Origin of the sequence: Klebsiella sp. CTHL.F3a (assembly GCF_019890895.1) — a bacterium.
In the GTDB taxonomy this organism is placed as follows: Bacteria; Pseudomonadota; Gammaproteobacteria; order Enterobacterales; family Enterobacteriaceae; genus Klebsiella; species Klebsiella grimontii.
This window is the reverse complement of sequence record NZ_CP082360.1, coordinates 2,899,354-2,916,721: the sequence shown is the minus strand read 5'-3', so window position 1 is coordinate 2,916,721 and position 17,368 is coordinate 2,899,354. Positions and strand designations below refer to the sequence as shown.

18 protein-coding genes are annotated in these 17,368 nt (G+C 57.6%); 7 read left to right on the top strand and 11 right to left on the bottom strand.

All coding sequences use genetic code 11. The features are described from left to right. Positions 1 to 88: 88 nt before the first annotated feature. The 4 genes from nhoA to K7H21_RS13710 form a co-directional block, all read right to left on the bottom strand. On the bottom strand, positions 89 to 934 hold the full coding sequence (gene nhoA, locus K7H21_RS13725) for an N-hydroxyarylamine O-acetyltransferase (protein WP_087829387.1): 846 nt from the start codon (positions 932 to 934) through the stop codon (positions 89 to 91). 76 nt (positions 935 to 1,010) lie between these two features. After that, a complete protein-coding gene (locus K7H21_RS13720) occupies positions 1,011 to 2,666 on the bottom strand; it encodes an ABC transporter permease (protein WP_142468889.1) in 1,656 nt (551 codons plus the stop codon). A gap of 155 nt (positions 2,667 to 2,821) precedes the next feature. Continuing rightward, positions 2,822 to 3,790 (bottom strand): ABC transporter substrate-binding protein, encoded by a 969-nt coding sequence (locus tag K7H21_RS13715; protein ID WP_142481936.1) that lies wholly within the window; start codon positions 3,788 to 3,790, stop codon positions 2,822 to 2,824. Beyond that, positions 3,787 to 4,491, bottom strand: coding sequence for an ABC transporter ATP-binding protein (locus K7H21_RS13710; RefSeq protein WP_185927843.1), 705 nt, complete (start codon positions 4,489 to 4,491; stop codon positions 3,787 to 3,789). The genes K7H21_RS13715 and K7H21_RS13710 overlap by 4 nt, the downstream gene beginning before the upstream one ends. A gap of 210 nt (positions 4,492 to 4,701) precedes the next feature. Here K7H21_RS13710 and K7H21_RS13705 point away from each other — a divergent pair, with 210 nt between their 5' ends. The 3 genes from K7H21_RS13705 (at position 4,702) to K7H21_RS13695 (ending at position 6,413) form a co-directional block, all read left to right on the top strand. Beyond that, entirely contained in the window at positions 4,702 to 5,283 is a 582-nt protein-coding gene (locus tag K7H21_RS13705; protein ID WP_004120679.1) for a flavin reductase family protein, read from the top strand. 181 nt (positions 5,284 to 5,464) lie between these two features. Beyond that, positions 5,465 to 5,971 (top strand): MarR family winged helix-turn-helix transcriptional regulator, encoded by a 507-nt coding sequence (locus tag K7H21_RS13700; protein ID WP_004120681.1) that lies wholly within the window; start codon positions 5,465 to 5,467, stop codon positions 5,969 to 5,971. A gap of 109 nt (positions 5,972 to 6,080) precedes the next feature. Continuing rightward, on the top strand, positions 6,081 to 6,413 hold the full coding sequence (locus tag K7H21_RS13695) for a DUF6616 family protein (RefSeq protein WP_004120683.1): 333 nt from the start codon (positions 6,081 to 6,083) through the stop codon (positions 6,411 to 6,413). A gap of 119 nt (positions 6,414 to 6,532) precedes the next feature. On the opposite strand, the gene K7H21_RS13690 is transcribed toward K7H21_RS13695, so the two are convergent. Beyond that, the gene (locus K7H21_RS13690; RefSeq protein ID WP_142474137.1) at positions 6,533 to 7,354 is read right to left on the bottom strand and encodes a helix-turn-helix domain-containing protein; all 822 of its coding nucleotides are present in this window, start codon (positions 7,352 to 7,354) and stop codon (positions 6,533 to 6,535) included. A 203-nt stretch (positions 7,355 to 7,557) separates the two neighbouring features. Here K7H21_RS13690 and K7H21_RS13685 point away from each other — a divergent pair, with 203 nt between their 5' ends. Genes K7H21_RS13685 through K7H21_RS13675 form a run of 3 tightly spaced genes read left to right on the top strand, consistent with a single transcriptional unit; the run spans position 7,558 to position 12,186 of the window. Continuing rightward, complete coding sequence (locus K7H21_RS13685; RefSeq protein WP_172880039.1) at positions 7,558 to 9,129, top strand: alpha-L-rhamnosidase-related protein; 1,572 nt, start codon at positions 7,558 to 7,560, stop codon at positions 9,127 to 9,129. A 26-nt stretch (positions 9,130 to 9,155) separates the two neighbouring features. Beyond that, on the top strand, positions 9,156 to 10,538 hold the full coding sequence (locus K7H21_RS13680) for a glycoside-pentoside-hexuronide (GPH):cation symporter (protein ID WP_004120690.1): 1,383 nt from the start codon (positions 9,156 to 9,158) through the stop codon (positions 10,536 to 10,538). A 43-nt stretch (positions 10,539 to 10,581) separates the two neighbouring features. After that, the gene (locus K7H21_RS13675; RefSeq protein ID WP_223035858.1) at positions 10,582 to 12,186 is read left to right on the top strand and encodes a carbohydrate porin; all 1,605 of its coding nucleotides are present in this window, start codon (positions 10,582 to 10,584) and stop codon (positions 12,184 to 12,186) included. Between the two features lie 40 nt (positions 12,187 to 12,226). Here the strand turns inward: K7H21_RS13675 and K7H21_RS13670 are convergent, their stop codons facing one another. The 6 genes from K7H21_RS13670 to K7H21_RS13645 all read right to left on the bottom strand — a co-directional run bounded on the left by K7H21_RS13670 (position 12,227) and on the right by K7H21_RS13645 (position 15,754). Then, complete coding sequence (locus tag K7H21_RS13670) at positions 12,227 to 12,673, bottom strand: hypothetical protein (protein WP_004120702.1); 447 nt, start codon at positions 12,671 to 12,673, stop codon at positions 12,227 to 12,229. Between the two features lie 79 nt (positions 12,674 to 12,752). Further along, positions 12,753 to 13,049, bottom strand: a complete 297-nt coding sequence (gene nadS / locus K7H21_RS13665) for a NadS family protein (protein ID WP_004120704.1) — start codon at positions 13,047 to 13,049, stop codon at positions 12,753 to 12,755. Between the two features lie 75 nt (positions 13,050 to 13,124). Then, on the bottom strand, positions 13,125 to 13,442 hold the full coding sequence (locus tag K7H21_RS13660; RefSeq protein WP_223035857.1) for a type II toxin-antitoxin system RelE/ParE family toxin: 318 nt from the start codon (positions 13,440 to 13,442) through the stop codon (positions 13,125 to 13,127). Positions 13,443 to 13,710: 268 nt separating this feature from the next. After that, positions 13,711 to 13,938 (bottom strand): tautomerase PptA, encoded by a 228-nt coding sequence (gene pptA, locus K7H21_RS13655; RefSeq protein ID WP_004120709.1) that lies wholly within the window; start codon positions 13,936 to 13,938, stop codon positions 13,711 to 13,713. Between the two features lie 68 nt (positions 13,939 to 14,006). After that, positions 14,007 to 14,624 carry a glutathione S-transferase family protein gene (locus K7H21_RS13650; RefSeq protein ID WP_004120711.1) on the bottom strand — a complete coding sequence of 206 codons (618 nt, stop codon included), beginning with the start codon at positions 14,622 to 14,624 and terminating at the stop codon, positions 14,007 to 14,009. Positions 14,625 to 14,749: 125 nt separating this feature from the next. Then, positions 14,750 to 15,754 carry a LacI family DNA-binding transcriptional regulator gene (locus K7H21_RS13645; protein WP_004120714.1) on the bottom strand — a complete coding sequence of 335 codons (1,005 nt, stop codon included), beginning with the start codon at positions 15,752 to 15,754 and terminating at the stop codon, positions 14,750 to 14,752. A 304-nt stretch (positions 15,755 to 16,058) separates the two neighbouring features. Here K7H21_RS13645 and K7H21_RS13640 point away from each other — a divergent pair, with 304 nt between their 5' ends. Beyond that, positions 16,059 to 17,255: an L-talarate/galactarate dehydratase gene (locus tag K7H21_RS13640; protein ID WP_004120716.1), complete on the top strand. Its 1,197-nt coding sequence runs from the start codon at positions 16,059 to 16,061 to the stop codon at positions 17,253 to 17,255. Positions 17,256 to 17,368: the final 113 nt, after the last annotated feature.

Genomic DNA, 17,368 nt, shown 5'->3' with positions numbered 1-17,368 from the left:
CGCAGATAGCTGTGAAGCTGTAGCCCGGCTAAGCGTAGCGCAAGCCGGGAAACATCGACGTTTGACAGTAACGGTTCCTGAATGATGTTTATTTTCCGGCCTCGGGATGGGTATCAAACGCCGCCATCACCGCCGCCAGCTCTGCTTCGCTGAAGCCGTATTTGGCATCATCGACCCCAAGACCAAAACGCGTTTTCAGCGCTTCATACAGCGCCGGAACATCCGCTAAATCCAGCTTTTCGACCACATGGTTTTTATCCCAATGGGTAAAGTGGAAATTGGTCAGCGTCATCTTGCCGCCGTCCGGTAAATGACGGCACATCAGCAGGTGGTGGCGAAAGTGCGACTGCGGCCAGTGCGCCGACCAGAAGTTGCCCATTACATAGTCGGCAGCGTACTGGCGACCTAAATCAAAATGGTACATCGACTGCCAGTGGCCGTGATGGCTAAACTGCAGCGCCCACTCATCCCCTTCGTTAATCAGGCGATACTCGCCGTGCGGCGTGGCTTGTTCAATATCCGCCAGCAGCTTAATCGGCGCGGTGAGGGTCTGGCCGCCGAAGCCGACATCAGCAATCCAGCGTTCCCCTTCCACCTCCACCAGCAGCAGCCGGTGGGTTCGCGGCGGCATATGCGGCGGATTGGCCAGCACCACGCGGCCCAGCAGGCTGCGCACGTTAAAACCGATCTCGCGCAGCGCCCTCTCCAGCAGGCCGTTTTGCTCAAAGCAATAGCCGCCGCGGCGACCATGAATCAGCTTCTCCTCAAGGGTACGATCGTCGAGATGAATCTCTCTGGGCAGCAGCACATCGAGATTCTCAAAGGGGATGGCGCCATTATGATGGATATGCAGTTCACGCAGGGTGTTCAGAGAAACATCCGGGGTACCCGCCCAGCCCAGGCGAGAAAAATAGGCGCTTAAAAATGGACTCATCAATGCCTCCAGCAATCGGTGTCCGACATTTATAGCCTTTTTTTGTCGCCTGATGGCGTATTTTGTGCGATCGGCGTTATTCGCGCGCCCCCCGCTGCATCAACGCCAGCGCGCTGAGCATCAGCCCCAAACCGGTAAATAGCGTCAGCGAGGCCATCGCCATGCCTTGTCCTGGGGATCCTTGCTCAAACTGACGCCAGATAAACACCGCCACGGTTTGCGTCCCGGCGGGGGCCAGCAGCAGCGAGGTCACCAGCTCGCGGGAGGCGATGGCAAACACCATCAGCATCGCCGCCAGCAGCGCCGGGAACACCAGCGGCAGGACGATCAGGCGCAGCGCCTGCAGGGGCGTCGCGCCGTGCACCCGCGCGGCGGGCTCAAGGTTATGACCAAGCTGGCGCAGCGCGCTGCCAACGTAGCGCACCGGCCACGGCAGCAGCAGACAGCAGTAGGAAAGCAGCAGCATAAACCAGGTGTTGTAAGGCGACACTGGCCAGAACGGCTGGTTCCACAGCAGAATCAGCCCGACGCCGACCACCACGCCCGGCAAAGCCGCCGGCATCAATGACAGCGCATCGACGATCGCGCTACCCTTTATTTTCTGCACCAGCACCAGCCACGCCGCCAGCAGGCCAATGACGCCGACAATCAGCGCCGAAGCCAGCGCCAGCGAAAGGCTGGTACCCAGCGCCGACAGCGCGTCGCCCTGCTGGGCAAACAGCGCCGTGAAATGGCGGAGGGTAAAGTTATCGCCATGAATACCGCCCGACAGGGTACCCATCAGGCTGGTCAGCACCATCGATGCTCCCGGCAGTATCACGGCCACACCCCCGACGCTCACCATTAACAGCGCCGCAGGAAGCGCCAGCCAGCCCAATTCCGCCCCGCTATTCTCCCCCGGTTTACCGGTGACGCTGGTGACCTCTTTATCGCCAGTCAACCGTTTTTGCAGCCACCAGGCCAGCAGCGCCACCGCCATCAACAACAGCGACAGCAGCGAGGCGCCGGGAAGATCGATAGGCCAGTCGGCGAGCTTTTTCTCGATTCCCACGGTGAGCATCAGCAGACCCGCGCGCGACCCGAGGGCCGCCGGAACGCCGTACTCTTCAATCGCCAGGGTAAACGCCAGCAGCATCCCCGCCGCCAGCGCCGGTGAAAGCATCGGTAGCGTAATGTGCCAGAACGCCCGCCAGGCGCTGGCCCCGTGCACCCGAGCGACGATCGCCAGCCGCTGACCGCTCGCCAGCAGGCTGCGCGAAACGGCAAAATAGACCACAGGGAAAATATTGAGCGTCATCACCAGCACGATCCCGCTGCGGCTAAACAGCAGATCGTTGAGATCCCAGCCGGTTAGCTGTTGCAGATAGCCGTTGCTTTGCAGCAGCAGCGTCCACGCCAGGGCAGCGATATAAGGTGGCGTAAGAAATGGGATCAGAAACAGCAAATCCCACAGCCGCGGCAACGGCAAATTAAACAACCCGCGCAACACGCCCAGCGGCAGGCCGATCAGCACGCTCATCAGCGCCACGCCGCAGGCCACCCACAGGGTACCGCCGAGCATCATTGGCAACTGCGGGTCGGCAATCAGCGCCGCCACGCCGCTAAACGCGCCCCCCAGCGACCCGGCGCTAAACCGGGGGAAAATCGCCTGCAGAATAATAAAGAGCAGCGGCAACGCCACCAGCACCAGCAGCGCCGCCAGCGTGCCAGCGGAAATCAGTTTCTGTTTCACGGTATTTTCCTGGATACGATCTTCCCCGGCTCGCGCTGCGCTTAGCCGGGCTACCGGTTCACAGCCGTCTGCGGTCCGGTAGCCCGGACAGGCGCGCCAGCGCCGCCTCCGGGGAGTGTGCCCGAGCAAACTTTCGCAACCCGTGGGATGTCGGTTTACTGGGCGAAAAGCGTATTAAAGCGGGACAGCACCGCGCTGCGTTCGCTCTTGCCATCGCTGACGGTTGGCAGAATTTTCAGCTCGTTGAGCAGCGGGCGCTTCGCCGGAACATCGCTGCGGGCAGGCATCAGCCAGGCGTCGGCGACCAGCGCCTGGCCTTCCGGCGACAGGACATAATCAACGAAAGCCTTAGCATCTTCGGCATGCTGGCTGGTTCTGAGGATCATCATCGGCCGCGGGGCAATGACCGTGCCGCTGGCCGGGAAAATCACCTTCAGCGCTTCTCCCTGATCGATATTGCCGTATGACACATAATCTACCGCGCCGAATACCGCCGCTTTCGCCCCCTGCATCACCGGCGTCACCGCCTGGGCATTCGGCCCGCTGACCACCATGCCATTCTTCTTTAAATCATCAAACAGCACCCAGGCTTTATCGCCCATGCCATTCTGTAACCCGATCAGCAAATCCAGCGATGCGCCGGAAAGCGCCGGGTCCGGCGTCGTCACTTTGCCTTTAAACGCCGCTTCGGTCAGGTCGCGCCACTCTTTTGGCTCCGGGGTGCCGCTTTTGGTATTCCAGACGATCCCCAGCGCCGAAATCCCCTGGGCAACGTAATCGGTGGATTTCAGGTTGGCCGGGACCTTATCGGCATTGACGCTCTGATACGGCAGCAGCCAGCCGCGGTGATGCAAATCTTCTGCGGTATCCCAGGAGGCGGAAATCAGCACATCCGCCTGCGGGTTAGCCTGTTCGGCCTCGAGACGCGCCATCACCTTACCGGTGGTGGCCTGGAAAATATTCACCTTAACGCCGGTTTTCTGCTCATAGCCGCTGGCGAGGCTTTTCGCCAGTGAGCCCGGACCTGCGGTATAAACGGTGAGCGCGTGGGCGCTGGAGATCATCGTGGCAGACAGCATCATCGCGAGCGCGGCTCCTTTCTTAACGGTCATAACGGTTTTCATATGGATTCCCCTGAGGTTGAAGTCACAGCGCGGACGGCGGCAACGCAGCCCGCGGATAAATGCACAATCTTGTCGGCCAACAGTTCGGCTTCGCGACGGTCGTGGGTGACGTAGACGGCGGTGATGCCCAGTTGGCGCAGCAGGCGGCTCATTTCAATGCACAGCGACTCGCGCAGCTCGCTGTCGAGATTGGAGAGCGGCTCGTCGAACAGCAGCACGCGCGGTTCGGCGACAATGGCGCGGGCCAGGGCAACGCGCTGCTGCTGGCCGCCGGAAAGCCCTGACGGTTTGCGGTCGGCGAAGCCGCTGAGGCCGACCATCGCCAACGCCTCCTCGACCCTTTGCTGACGTTGTTGACGCCCGACGCCGCGCATACGCAGCGGAAAAGCCACGTTCTGCGCTGCCGTCATATGCGGCCATAGAGCGTAATCCTGGAAGACCATACCGAGATCGCGCTGCTCCGGCGGCAAACCCCAACCGGTTTTCGCCACCAGGCGATCGCCAAAGTGAATACTGCCGCTGGCGGGTACGGTTAATCCGGCGAGCAGGCGCAGCAGCGTGCTTTTACCGCAGCCAGAAGGCCCCAGCAGCGCAACAATGCTGCCCGCATCAATTTGCAGATCGATCTGATTAAGCACGGTGTGGGCGCCGAAGGCGAAAGAGACGCCGTCGAGTTTAATGCTGGTCAGCGCGCGCATTATCGCCCTCCCGTTGGGAAAGCGAGGCTCTGCCCGCGGTCAACATCCGCCGGCGCGCGCTCACCTGAGATAAATTCAGGGGAGCTAACATATTGTTATCCTCTTTGGGACTTAGTGACGCCGACTATAGGGAGCCTTGATGACGTATTGATTACATTTTCATTGCGGATTAACGTGTTGTCTGGCATCAGACCCATTTACCAAGGAACGCATATGAGCCGTTTTCGCCACGTGGAACTCCAGTACGCCAGTCGCCTGCTCAACCATGGCCCGACCATTCTGATAACCAGCTATGACGCCCGGTCTCAACGCCGCAACGTGATGGCCGCCGCGTGGTCGATGCCGGTGGAGTTCGCCCCGCCGCGGCTGGCCATCGTGGTGGATAAAAGCGCCTGGACGCGGGAAATTATTGAGCGTAACGGCACCTTCGGCATCGTCGTCCCGGGCGTCGAGGCCGCCAGTTGGACCTACGCGGTCGGCAGCATCAGCGGGCGCGATGAAGATAAATTTAACGCTTACGGTATTCCGGTGGTGCAAGGCCCGGAGCTGGGATTACCGCTGATAGAAGAGAAATGTCTGGCGTGGATGGAGTGCCGACTGCTGCCGGCAACGGCGGCTCAGGAGCAGTACGATACGCTGTTTGGCGAAGTGGTTTCCGCCGCCGCCGATGAGCGCGCCTTCGTCACCGGCCGCTGGCAGTTCGACGACGATAAAATTAATACCCTGCATCATCTCGGCACCGGCAACTTTGTCGCCAGCGGTCGCCACGTGCGCGCCAATACTCCGGAAGAGTAGATCCCCTCGCCTGTGCGGGCCGGTTCTAAAGGCCTGCACAAAGTGCTGACCAGGAATTCACCAAAACGGCGTCGTCAGCTTGTTTGCATTCTCCACGGCGGGTTTCAAAACGCCTTTTGCGCTTGATCGCCTGTCGCTTTATGCATATAGTTAGGCACCATACTATATGTCGGAGGCCGCTATGGAACTTGAACAGAAATACCTTTCTCTACTGCAGGAGGCAGAGCGTCACCAGCTTACCGACGTGGATAACATCCGTCTCTGTTTTCAGACCCTGTCGCTCGCCGCCGCCATCGATCGCGATTGTGCAACGCTGCTGGCTCCGTGGGGATTATCCGAAGGGCGCTTCGTGCTGTTGTTTTTGCTTGATGCCGCGCCAGACGGCCTGGCCCCCAACGTGCTGGCGGAAAAAGCGGGCGTCACACGCGCCACCATTACCGGCCTGCTCAACGGCCTGGAGCGCGACCAGCTTATTGAGCGCCATGCCGACCCCCTTGATGGCCGGGCCATGAGCATTGCCTTAACCGCAGAAGGAAAACAGCTTATCACCCACGTCTTCGCCCAGCATAGCCGCTGGATTGGCGGCTTATTCAGCCATCTCTCGGCGCAGGAGCGCGGCCAGCTGTCCGAACTGCTGACGAAGGTCGCCGCCGGGACGCTGGCAGGTAAAGGCATTCCCCCAGCCTGAAGCTATTTCGCAGGCGCTCTGCGCGCAAGGACTCACGGCGTCGCCTCCATCCACCACACATCGTATCTGCCAACGGGCGATACGAAATTTCACTTGAGGAGCAACAGATATGCCCCACTATTTAGTCGAACTTTATACGCCCAATGCAGCCTGGCGCGGCCTGTCCCCGGAGCACCGTCAGCAGTTTATCAGCGGCATTCAGGCGGCAATGGGCGGCCTCGCGGGATCCGGCATTGAACTATTGACGCTGGCGGAAACCGATACCGCTGTCGACCATACTACATCGCACCGCTTTTTGGGGATCTGGCGCTTTCCTGACGCACAGGCCCGCAATGCGCTGCTCGCCGGTATCGCCGCCAGCGGCTGGTATGATTATTTTGATCATATTAATGCCGCGGCAGCTACCGGCGGTATGGAAGAACATCTCCGCTCGCTGAGCTGACGCTTCAGTCCCGTCTTCTCCCCGGGGCGGCGCAGAGCGCCTTGCCCGCGCTACCGGACCGCGGACCGCTGCGGACCCATAGCCCGGACAGATGCGCAGTATCGCCTCCGGGGAGAGAACTACCGCTGCAAACGACGCCGGTCTTCGCTGGGGGTCAGGCCAAAGACCTTTTTATATAAGGTGGTAAAGTAATTACTGTTGGCAAAACCGCATAAATAAGCCACTTCGGTAATCGTCATATCGGTTTCGCGTAATTTTACGCGCGCCGAAACTAATCTCAGCCGCTTTAAATAATTATCCGGGGTCAGCCCCGTCGCCTCTTTAATATGACGAAAAGCGGTCCGCGTGGTCAGATGAAATTTATCCGCCAGCTGCTGCCAGTTATGTTCTTCAAAACAGTGCTCCTGCAGCCAGGTCAGCAGCTTATGCAGCTTATATTTGGTATTACTGTATTCGGCTTCAGTTTCCGCATGCAGAATCGTCGTCACCAGCTGGAAAAACGCGGCTTCCCTCAGGGCGATATTTCCCGGCTGCCGCAGCGGGTGTGAAAAGATTTTATCAACCAGATCCTTGCAGGTATGGCGAGTGTCCGGAGCCAGCCAACCGTAGCAGGACGCATTCTGCGCAGAGAAAGTCTGTAATAAGGTATCGAGAGGCTGTAAATATTGGAACTCAACCAGCGGGTTAATCAATATGTTAATTAACTTCAGCGTTCCCAGCTCATCATAAAAATGTACATCGCCCGGCTGAACGTAAAAAACGTCCCCCTGTTGAATATATAATGGCCGGCCATTAATAACGTGTAAACCGTGTCCTTGCTCAACGATCACCAGTTCAGCAAATTCGTGACTGTGTTCATGGCTATTATCTTCCGGGTCACTGGCGTACATCCCCAGCTTATCCTGAGGATGGGTGAAATAATACTCAACGGTTAACATCATCGATCAAGTCCAAAACAACATACGGTGCATGGGCAAGATAATGCATTTCACCGGCGGCCACGAGTCAGATTTGTGGAATTGTGATCGCCAACCCGCCCACCCCATTATCAGTGCCATTTTGTCAAATGCATTGGCATTGCCAGAGTGGTTGCCGCGGGCGGCGGCGTCTTATGCTGCGGACAATTAAACACAGAGGACGCAGTATGTCACAGGCAATTCAGCATAATTCTCAGGTCACGATGACTCGCCACCCGCATTTTTTACGCATCGCCGAGGCGCTCCGGCCCGCGCTGCGCCGTGAGGCGCATCTGCCGAGCGCGGTGGTGGAAGCCCGCGCCGACGCCGCGGCGCTCTTTGGCTGGCGCGCCGAGCCGGTGAGCACCCTGGCCGCGTTTTACCAGCGCGAGCTGACCAGCGGCGATAGCGTCATTATTGATTTTGGCAGCCATTACGTTGGCTACCTGCATTTTCTCTGCCGGAGCGCCGGGAGCCCGCCGGACGCTCCGGCCCATCTGCAATTCACCTTCGGCGAAACGCTGAGCGAAGTGTGCGAACCGTTCAGCGATTATCAAGGCTGGCTCAGCAGCAGCTGGCTGCAGCAGCAGGATCTGTGGCTTGATGTCCTGCCCGCCGAAGTTGACCTCCCGCGCCGCTACTGCTTCCGCTACCTGAAGGTGGAGGTAAAAGCCGTTTCGCGCAAGTTTCGTCTGCAGTTTGACCAGATCCAGGTTAATGCCGTTACCTCAGCCAGCGGCGCATGCCCGGCGGCGGCAACCTCCGACCCGCAGCTCCAGGCCATCGATAGCATTGCCGTTCTGACCCTACAAAACTGCATGCAGGAGGTGTTTGAAGATGGGCCCAAACGCGACCGCCGCCTGTGGCTCGGCGATTTACGCCTGCAGGCGCTGGTGAACGAGGTCACCTTCGCCCGCCACGATCTGGTGCGCCGCTGTCTGTACCTTTTCGCCGGGCATACTCGCGAGGACGGGATGGTGTCGGCTAATGTGTTCGTCCAGCCGGATATCGTTGCGGACGATACCTTTCTGTTTGATTATTCGTTGTTTTTTGTCGACGTTCTTTATAACCATTTGCAAAGCGCCGAGGACATTGAAACGGCGCGCGAGCTGTGGCCCACGGCGCGCCGTCAGGTAGAACTGGCGCTAAGCCGCTGCGGCCCCTCCGGTATTGTGCGCGATAGCGACGACTGGTGGGTGTTTATCGACTGGCAAGCGTCGCTGAATAAACAGGCGGCGGCGCAGGGGGTACTGATTTACTGCCTGCAGCGCGCCGTCTGGCTGGCGGAGCGTTTCGAACCTGGTCTGGCCGCAAGCTATCGCCAGCGTTTACAGCAGCTTAAAGCGGCGGCGCTTGATTCGTTCTGGGACGAGCAGCAGGGCTTCTACGTCAGCGGCCCCCAGCGCCAGGTCTCCTGGGCATCGCAAATCTGGCTGGTGCTGGCAGAAATCGGCACGCCGCAGCAGCGACGGGAGATCATGCGCAACCTGGAGAAAAATCCCCCCGCCGTCGCCATGAACACGCCGTATCTGCGTCACCACTATATCGCCGCCCTACTGCAGTGCGGGCTGCGGGATGAAGCGATTGCGCAGCTCAAGGCCTACTGGGGCGCCATGGTCGACTACGGCGCCGATACTTTCTGGGAAATCTTCGACCCGGCGCATCCTGACTTTTCCCCTTATGGCAGCAAACTGATCAACAGTTACTGCCATGCGTGGAGCTGCACTCCGGCCTGGTTTATTCGCCAGTACGGACTTTAACAACAACGATAAGCGAGTGTATTTTTATGGCAGAAACAACCTTTACCCTGTGGCGGCAGCGCCTTGGCTATGGCATCGCCGACCTCTCCTGCAACCTTGTGTGGCAGATGATCTCTCTTTATCTGATGTTCTTTTACACCGACGTGATGGGGCTGCCCGCCTATTACGTTGGCCTGATGTTCCTCGTTACGCGCCTGGTGGACGGCGTTGCCGATGTACTGATGGGGTTGGTTATCGACAATACCGCCACCCGTTGGGGACGCTGTCGTCCCTACCTGTTGATAGGCGCGGTTCCCTTCGGGCTGCTGTGTATTCTGGCCTTCTACGTGCCGGATTTCAGCACCATTGGTAAGCTGATCTACGCTTTTATCACCTACCTGTGCCTGTCGTTTCTCTACACCCTCGTCAACATTCCGTTCTGCGCCATGCTGCCGTTTCTGACGAACGACTCGCGGGAGCGCACCACGCTGTCGGCGGTGCGTATTCTGCTCGGCTCGCTCGGCGCGACTATTGTCGCGGTCGCCACTCTGCCGCTGGTTGGCGCGCTGGGGAAAGGCAATCAGCAGCACGGCTTCTTCTATACGGCGGTGGTTTTCGGCGTTATTGCCACCTTTTTCCTGCTGGTGAGCTTTCGTAATGTTAAAGAAAATATCAGCATTACGCAGGAGCGCATGACGTTAAAACGCGCGTGGGTTAGCCTGCGCGCCAACCGGCCGTGGTTCGTCTTCGCCATTAATATTTTCCTGATGTGGGGCGCGTTCTTCTTCCAGACCGGGGCGCTGGTCTACTTCTTCCACTACTACGTCGGCAATAGCGATCTCACGGCGATCGTCGCCGGGATCTCCACCTTCGTACCGCTGCTGGGTACCCTCACCGTACCGCTGCTCGCCAGCCGCATGAAAAAACGCCACGTCTACCTGGTGGCCAGCGCGATCAACCTGGTCGGCATGGGCATGATGATGGCGGCAGGCGTTAACAGCTGGGGGCTGATCGCCGGCGCGGTGGTGCTATCGCTCGGCGCCGGACAACGCACGGCGATTTACTTCTCCATGCAGGCCGACCCGGTGGATTACGGGGTGTGGAAAACCGGCATCAATACCGCCGGAATTCTAACCTCAATCAACGGTTTTCTCGGCAAAGTGGCCATGGCCGGCGCCGGCGCCATTACCGGCGTTCTGCTCTCTTCCGGCGGCTATATCGCCAACCAGACGCAAAGCGACGGCGCGATGCTGGCGATAAAAGCCTGCTACCTCTATATCCCGGCGCTGCTGATTGTGGCTTCAATGCTGTGGATTGGTCGCTTCTACCGACTCGACGACCAGTACGAGCAGATCCGCGCCGACCTTGATGCCGGACGGCGCGCGCCGTCGGATTCGTCATCAGTCGCCGGAGAAAACCACGCCCTGTAAGGCGCTGCATACCCTTCATACCTCTGAAAAAATAAGGATTACTATGCGTATCTCTTTGATTAGCGCAGCGGTTTGCTGCGCCCTTTTTTCGGCTTACGGCGCGAGTGCGGCCCCGCTCAGCGTTGAACAACGTCTGGCGCAGCTGGAGGCCCGGCTTAACCATGCGGAGCAGGAGGCCGGAGAGGCTAAACGTCGGGCGCAGCAGGCGGAGCTGCGCACCAGCGCGGCAGAACAGCGTGCGGCGGCGGCGGAAAAGCAGGTGCAGACCCTCAGTCAGCGCACCGCAGCGACGGAGCAAAAACAGCAGGCTGCCGACAAACAGCTGGCGAAAACCCGCCTGAGCGATGGCTTTGAATTTAACGCCTACGCACGCTCCGGGATGCTGGTCAACAGCCACGGCAAAGGCGCGCGCGGCGGTCCGGGGATCTCGCCGGCCAGTTCGCTCAACGGCGATGCCCACGTTGGCCGTCTCGGCAATGAGAAAGATAACTACGTGGAGCTGAGCTTCGGCAAAAAAATGACCTTCAGCGACGGGTCGTGGGCGCACTTTAAAACCATGCTGGCCGACGGCGCGACCAACCCGGATCCGTGGGTGCAGGATAACGATAGCCACCATCTGAACGTACGCCAGCTGTACGTCGAGATGGGTAATTTCGCCGATTTTTCCGGGCCGTTCAGGAGCGCCTCCATCTGGGCGGGCAAGCGTTTCGACCGCGATAATTTCGATATCCATTTTACCGATAGCGATATTATGTTCCTCGGTGGTACCGGCGGCGGGATCAATGACGTCAACTGGAATAGCACGCTGCGCGGCGACTACTCGGTTTATGCGCGCAGCTTTGGCGACCTGGGTAGCGATAATTATGAAGATAACGATATCCAGAACCTGATGTTCACCGCCAACCACTTCTGGAACAACTGGCAGCTGATGACCACGGCGATGACCGCCCAGGGCAATGATGACCTGAAAGATAATACCTCGACCACCGGCAGTTACGCTCTGCGCAGCGATAATACGGCGAAAAACGGCTACTACGCGACGCTGGCGTATCACGACAAACAGCAATTCTATGGCCTCGCGCCGGGCGTATCGGAGAGCGCCCTGCAGTACGGCGGCGGGCTGGGCGCCGAGGCGCGCCAGCCGGGCAGCGACGGCGATCTTACTGAAAACGCCAAATCACTGCGCTTTGCGTCCTACGGTATTTTACCGCTGGGCAAAAACTGGCAGCTTGCGCCATCGGTTATCGCCCAGCATAGCGAAGATCGCTACCGCGATGGCGACCGCTACGATTGGGCAACCTTTAACCTGCGGGTTTCCCAGGGCATCACCCGCAACTTCGCCCTGCTGTACGAGGCGTCCTGGCAATATATGGACCTGAATCCCAACGGCCGAACCTATCGCTATGACAGCGGCGTGCATCAATACCAGGCGGTGAGCGGCGATTTTTACAAGCTGACCTTCGCCCCGACGTTTAAAGTGGGCGATGTGTTTGATATCAAAGCGAGGCCGGAGATACGTTTCTTTGTCACGTGGATGAATTGGGATAAAGACCTGGATCGTTATGCGATCAACGATGATTTCGGCAGTAAAGGATTTACTGCCGGAGGAAACTGGAACTTTGGCGTGCAGACGGAGATTTGGTTTTAAGAAGTCAGCCCGTCCGGGGCAATCGCCTGGACGGGTTTATTTAAATACACGCTGTAACTTTGTCACAATGCCAGTTCTGTATGAAGTAAAATAAACTAATAAAATAAAAACCATAACAGGCTATAAAGACAAAGGTTGTTTTTATAATTCCAATAAGTGACTTTCGTTTTTTCTCAACGATGAGAAGATCGTGAAACCTTTCTTGCTGTTGCTCTGGTGTTAAATTATTGAGTATTTTATTTTTTATATCATCGTGAATCTTTTTAAACGTTCGCTTTTCACCTGGAAAGCTACCGTGTAGAAGAAACAAAAAAATAATGAAGAGCATAATAAATGCCAGCATCCTAATATAGGGATCAGTTACTCCCCAGCATCCAAGCGTAGCAATAAAAAGCCAGATACCATGAGTATTTGCTCGCGATCTAAATCTATCGATATGAGCGCTGTATTTCTCGACTTCTGTCAAAATAGATTCATCAGTTTCCATACGTAATACTCTCCTTTTTAAAGACCCTCGATTACGAAAGAGGGCAAATTCTGCCATTTTCCTTTCGAAAAATAACGTTTCAAATAACCTTCAACAAGTTGATAATCAATGGATTGCCCTGAAGCAATAAAAGCAGCTTTCTGGATGCGCCGGTTGGATGACGTCGTTTCGTTTCCCAGCTTTTAACCAGCTCATAGCTAACGCCAACGGCGGCGGCGAAGTCCTGCTGTTTTAAACCGGTGGCTTCGCGTATCGCTTTCACATCAACTTCGCTGAAGGTATGAACGTGGTGCACCTTCGGCGTTAGTTCACCCTTCTCAATCCTGATCATCTCTTCTGCACTAGCCAGCAGATCGGCAAACAATTCGTCTTTCATATACACCTCAGTTGGCTCTCTGGCGCTATCGATGTTTCAATCATTAATAGCTCAGCCTCACTTTATGTTTCTTGGCTAGTTTAATAACTCAGCAACCTGCCTTAACATTTTTTTCTGCTCCTGGCTTAATTCATCCTGTTCACTTTTAGGATAGATGGGCGCCAGGTAAATTCTTCCCTTTATCGTTACATTATAGTAAATCACCCGCACGCCGCCGCGCTTGCCCGTTCCGGGACGACTCCAGCGGATTTTACGAAAACCTCCGGTTCCCGAAATGGTGTCACCTGCCTCAGGATCATTGATCAGGATTTCCTGAAAGGCCCGAAATTCATCATCCGGTAACAGCACCTGGCGTCGCTTACTGAAGCCTTGTAGTTCAATAAAAGTAAACATCTCATTCCCTGATGTCCTTACGACTTACCAGACAATATATATGTACTGTGTACAGTAATCAAAGGATTTCATGTACCCGGTACATTGTAACGCGTTGGTCCAGGACAAGACGTATCGCTCATGGCCTGGCTTCAGTGCCCCCGCTCCCGGGGGCGGCGCGATACGCCTGCCCGGGCTACCGGATAGCAGACCACTGAGAACGCGTAGCCCTGACAGATGCGCAGCATCGCCTCCGGGAATGCTGATCGCCTCCGGGGAAGAAACCGGGTTACATGCTATAGCCCGGTTTCTTAATCAACTGTTCCATCTGCGGGGCGATTTCGCTGTCCCACACCTGCTGCCAGTCGCTCGGCTCAACCTGCTTCAGGGCCACGCTCACTGAACTCTCTTTGCTGTTCAGATGGCGAATCAACACCTCGGTAATATCGGCGGCCAGCGCCGTTTTTTGTTCATCATTCAGCTCGCGGGGAAAACATTTTATATCAACGTGCGGCATAGCAGGCTCCTTATTGTCAGGACAATAAAGCTATCATAGCAGGCGACGTTCGGTTCTCATTTTGTGCTTTAAATCAGCTCGTTGCGATGCAGCACGGATTGGAGTTTGGGATGGCGATACACCGCATCCGCCACGGCGACGAATTTTGGCGTATGGGCCGCAAACCACTCCCGGCGCGGGCCCCAGGCGCACATCGCCGCAATATAGCAGTCCAACAGGGTTATCTCCGCGCCCAAGGCATACGGCGCGGCGGCAAGTTGCTCCTCCAGCCACAAATAGAGCGATTTGCGATATCTGATGCAGCTTTCCCGCAGCTGCTCTGGCGCATCGGCGGCCCAGCGTTCGGGGTAATCCGCAAAGGTAAAGGTGGGGTAGACGTTCGCCACCAGCCAGATCAGCAGACGCTGAAAGGCATGCCGCTGCGGCGATGCGGGCGCCGGGGCGAGATCCGGCCGTCTGTCGAGGATCATCAGGGCAATAGCGGCGGATTCGGTCATCACGCTGCCGTCTTCAAGCGTCAGGGTCGGCACCTGACACAGCGGGTTTATCTCTTTAAGGCGGTCGCGCTGCGGGCCCGGCTGGTCAAAGCCCTCAACGTTAACAAAATGGTACGGGATACCGGCCAGCGTCAGCATCAGTTCGCTAATTGTTGAGCCCCAGCCGGGTACACCATAGACGGTGATCATATTCTGCGCCCTCGATGAATTTGCCGCTCAGGAACAGAGCGGCGACAGGTTTAGCAATTTTGCAGTATAGATTTGATTAGGCCATGCCGCTATTGAGGCCCCCTCGCACATGCTACACGGCAGAGCTACGCCGACTCGCGCGCCACCAGGTGAAAGCCGATATCAATAATCACGTCCCCTTCACCGCCGCCTTCGATGCGGTCGGCAAGCAGCGTGGCCGCCTGCTCACCGATGGCGTGACGGTCGACGCTGACGGTGGTGATGGCCGGACGGTTGCTGGCGGCGAAGTCCAGATCGCCAAAACCGATCACCGCCAGATCCTGCGGCACGCGCAGACCCCGGCTTTCAGCTTCCATAATCGCCCCCTGGGCAAGGGTATCAGAGCTGCAGACGATAACGTCAAACTCGCCGCCAGCCACCAGCTCGGCCAGGCCGCGACGCCCCAGCGCCAGTGATGCCGGAAGCGGCACTACGACCTGCGGCGCATCGTCAAGGCCATTTTTGGCCAGCCGGGCGCAGAGTCCCTGCTTTCGCAACGTCGCGCGGGCGTCGCCGGCCCACAGCAGGCCCGGGCGACGGTAGCCTTTTTCCAGCAAATATTCGCCAATAGTTTCACCGACTTTTTCATGCGAAAAACCAACCAGCATATCCAGCGGCGTCGGGGTGAGATCCCAGATCTCCACTACCGGCGTAGCGGCGTTGAGAATCGTCTTCTTCAACGCCGGGGCGTGCTGAATGCCGGTCAACACCACGCCATCCGGACGCCGGGAGAGTAAGGTTGCTACCAGCTCGGCTTCGGTCTGTCGGCTGTAGCCCGCTACGCACAGCAGCATATGGTAGCCGCGCGCCGCCAGGGTATCGCTTAACGCCTGGATGGTATCTACAAACATATTGTTGTTGATTTGCGGCACCACTACCGCCACCAGCTTGCTGCGCCTGGAGGCCAGGCCGCCGGCCAGCGCGTTGGGAATGTAGCCCGTCGCCTGCACCGCCTGCATCACTTTCTCGACCGTTTTTGGCCGTACCAGCTGCGGCGTATTCAGCGCCCGACTGACCGTCATCGACGACAACCCGGCGCTACGGGCTACATCATCCAGCGTCGGCGCCCGCGTCGGTTTTCTGCTTTTCACGACTAAGCCCCTGTGTTGAGTCGTTTTCTGTGGGCATTATTGATGATGGCCCGCGCAATTGCCAGCGGCCACCACGACATCTTCAATAGAATCAACGATCTGAAAAATAAAATGTTATCGCTATCATTATTCTTTGTGAATTTTCACAAACCTATTTGGATCGTGACCTGCACTGCATAATTTTACCCTTTATAACCGCTAATTGTGATCATTTGTACAAATTAAAATCACTGTCGTAGCGCCAGGACAATTTCAGGATTAAAAATGTTAGCGCAAACATTTTATCACTAAAAGGGAACTAACTATGACCACGAGCGCTAATTCCGAGTCCGTGACCTACGCCAAAGCGTCTGGCGTCAAAACCGCCGCAGAGACCGGCGACCGCATTGAACACGTCAAACTGTCGCTGGCCTTTCTGCCGCTGGCGACCCCCGTTAGCGATGCAAAAGTTCTGACCGGTCGGCAAAAACCGCTTACCGAAGTAGCGATCATCATCGCCGAAATCCGCTCCCGGGACGGCTTTGAAGGCGTCGGCTTTAGCTATTCCAAGCGCGCGGGCGGCCAGGGCATTTACGCCCACGCCAAAGAGATCGCCGATAATCTGCTCGGCGAAGACCCCAACGATATCGACAAGATCTACACCAAACTTCTGTGGGCCGGTGCTTCCGTAGGCCGCAGCGGTATGGCGGTACAGGCCATCTCTCCTATCGATATTGCGCTGTGGGATATGAAAGCCAAACGCGCCGGACTCCCGCTGGCGAAGCTGCTCGGCTCGCACCGCGATTCCGTCCAGTGCTACAACACCTCTGGCGGCTTCCTGCATACGCCGCTGGATCAGGTGTTGAAAAACGTGGCTATCTCCCGTGAGAATGGGATTGGCGGGATTAAGCTGAAGGTCGGTCAGCCGAATACCACTGAGGATATTCGTCGCCTGACGGCAGTGCGCGAGGTGCTGGGCGATGATTTCCCGTTAATGGTCGACGCCAATCAGCAGTGGGATCGCGAAACCGCCATCCGCATGGGGCGCAAAATGGAGCAGTTCAACCTGATCTGGATTGAAGAACCCCTTGACGCCTACGACGTTGAAGGCCACGCACAGCTCGCCGCCGCGCTGGATACGCCGATTGCCACCGGCGAGATGCTGACCAGCTTCCGCGAACATGAGCAGTTGATCCTCGGCAACGCCAGCGACTTTGTTCAGCCGGATGCCCCGCGCGTCGGCGGGATCTCCCCGTTCCTGAAGATTATGGATCTGGCGGCGAAGCACGGTCGCAAGCTGGCCCCGCACTTTGCGATGGAGGTACACCTGCATCTCGCCGCCGCCTACCCGCTCGAGCCGTGGCTGGAGCACTTCGAATGGCTGAACCCGCTGTTTAACGAACAGCTGGAGCTGCGCGACGGGCGGATGTGGGTTTCCGAACGCCACGGCCTGGGCTTTACCCTGAGCGAACAGGCCCGCCGCTGGACCCAGCAAAGCTGCGAGTTTGGTAAACGCCCTTAACCGAATTCCCCGGATGGCGGCGTAAACGCCTTATCCAGGCTACAGGCCCCGTAGCCCGCGCAAGGCGCGTCAAGCGCCGCCCCCAGGAGAATACCGCATTTTCCCGGAGGCGA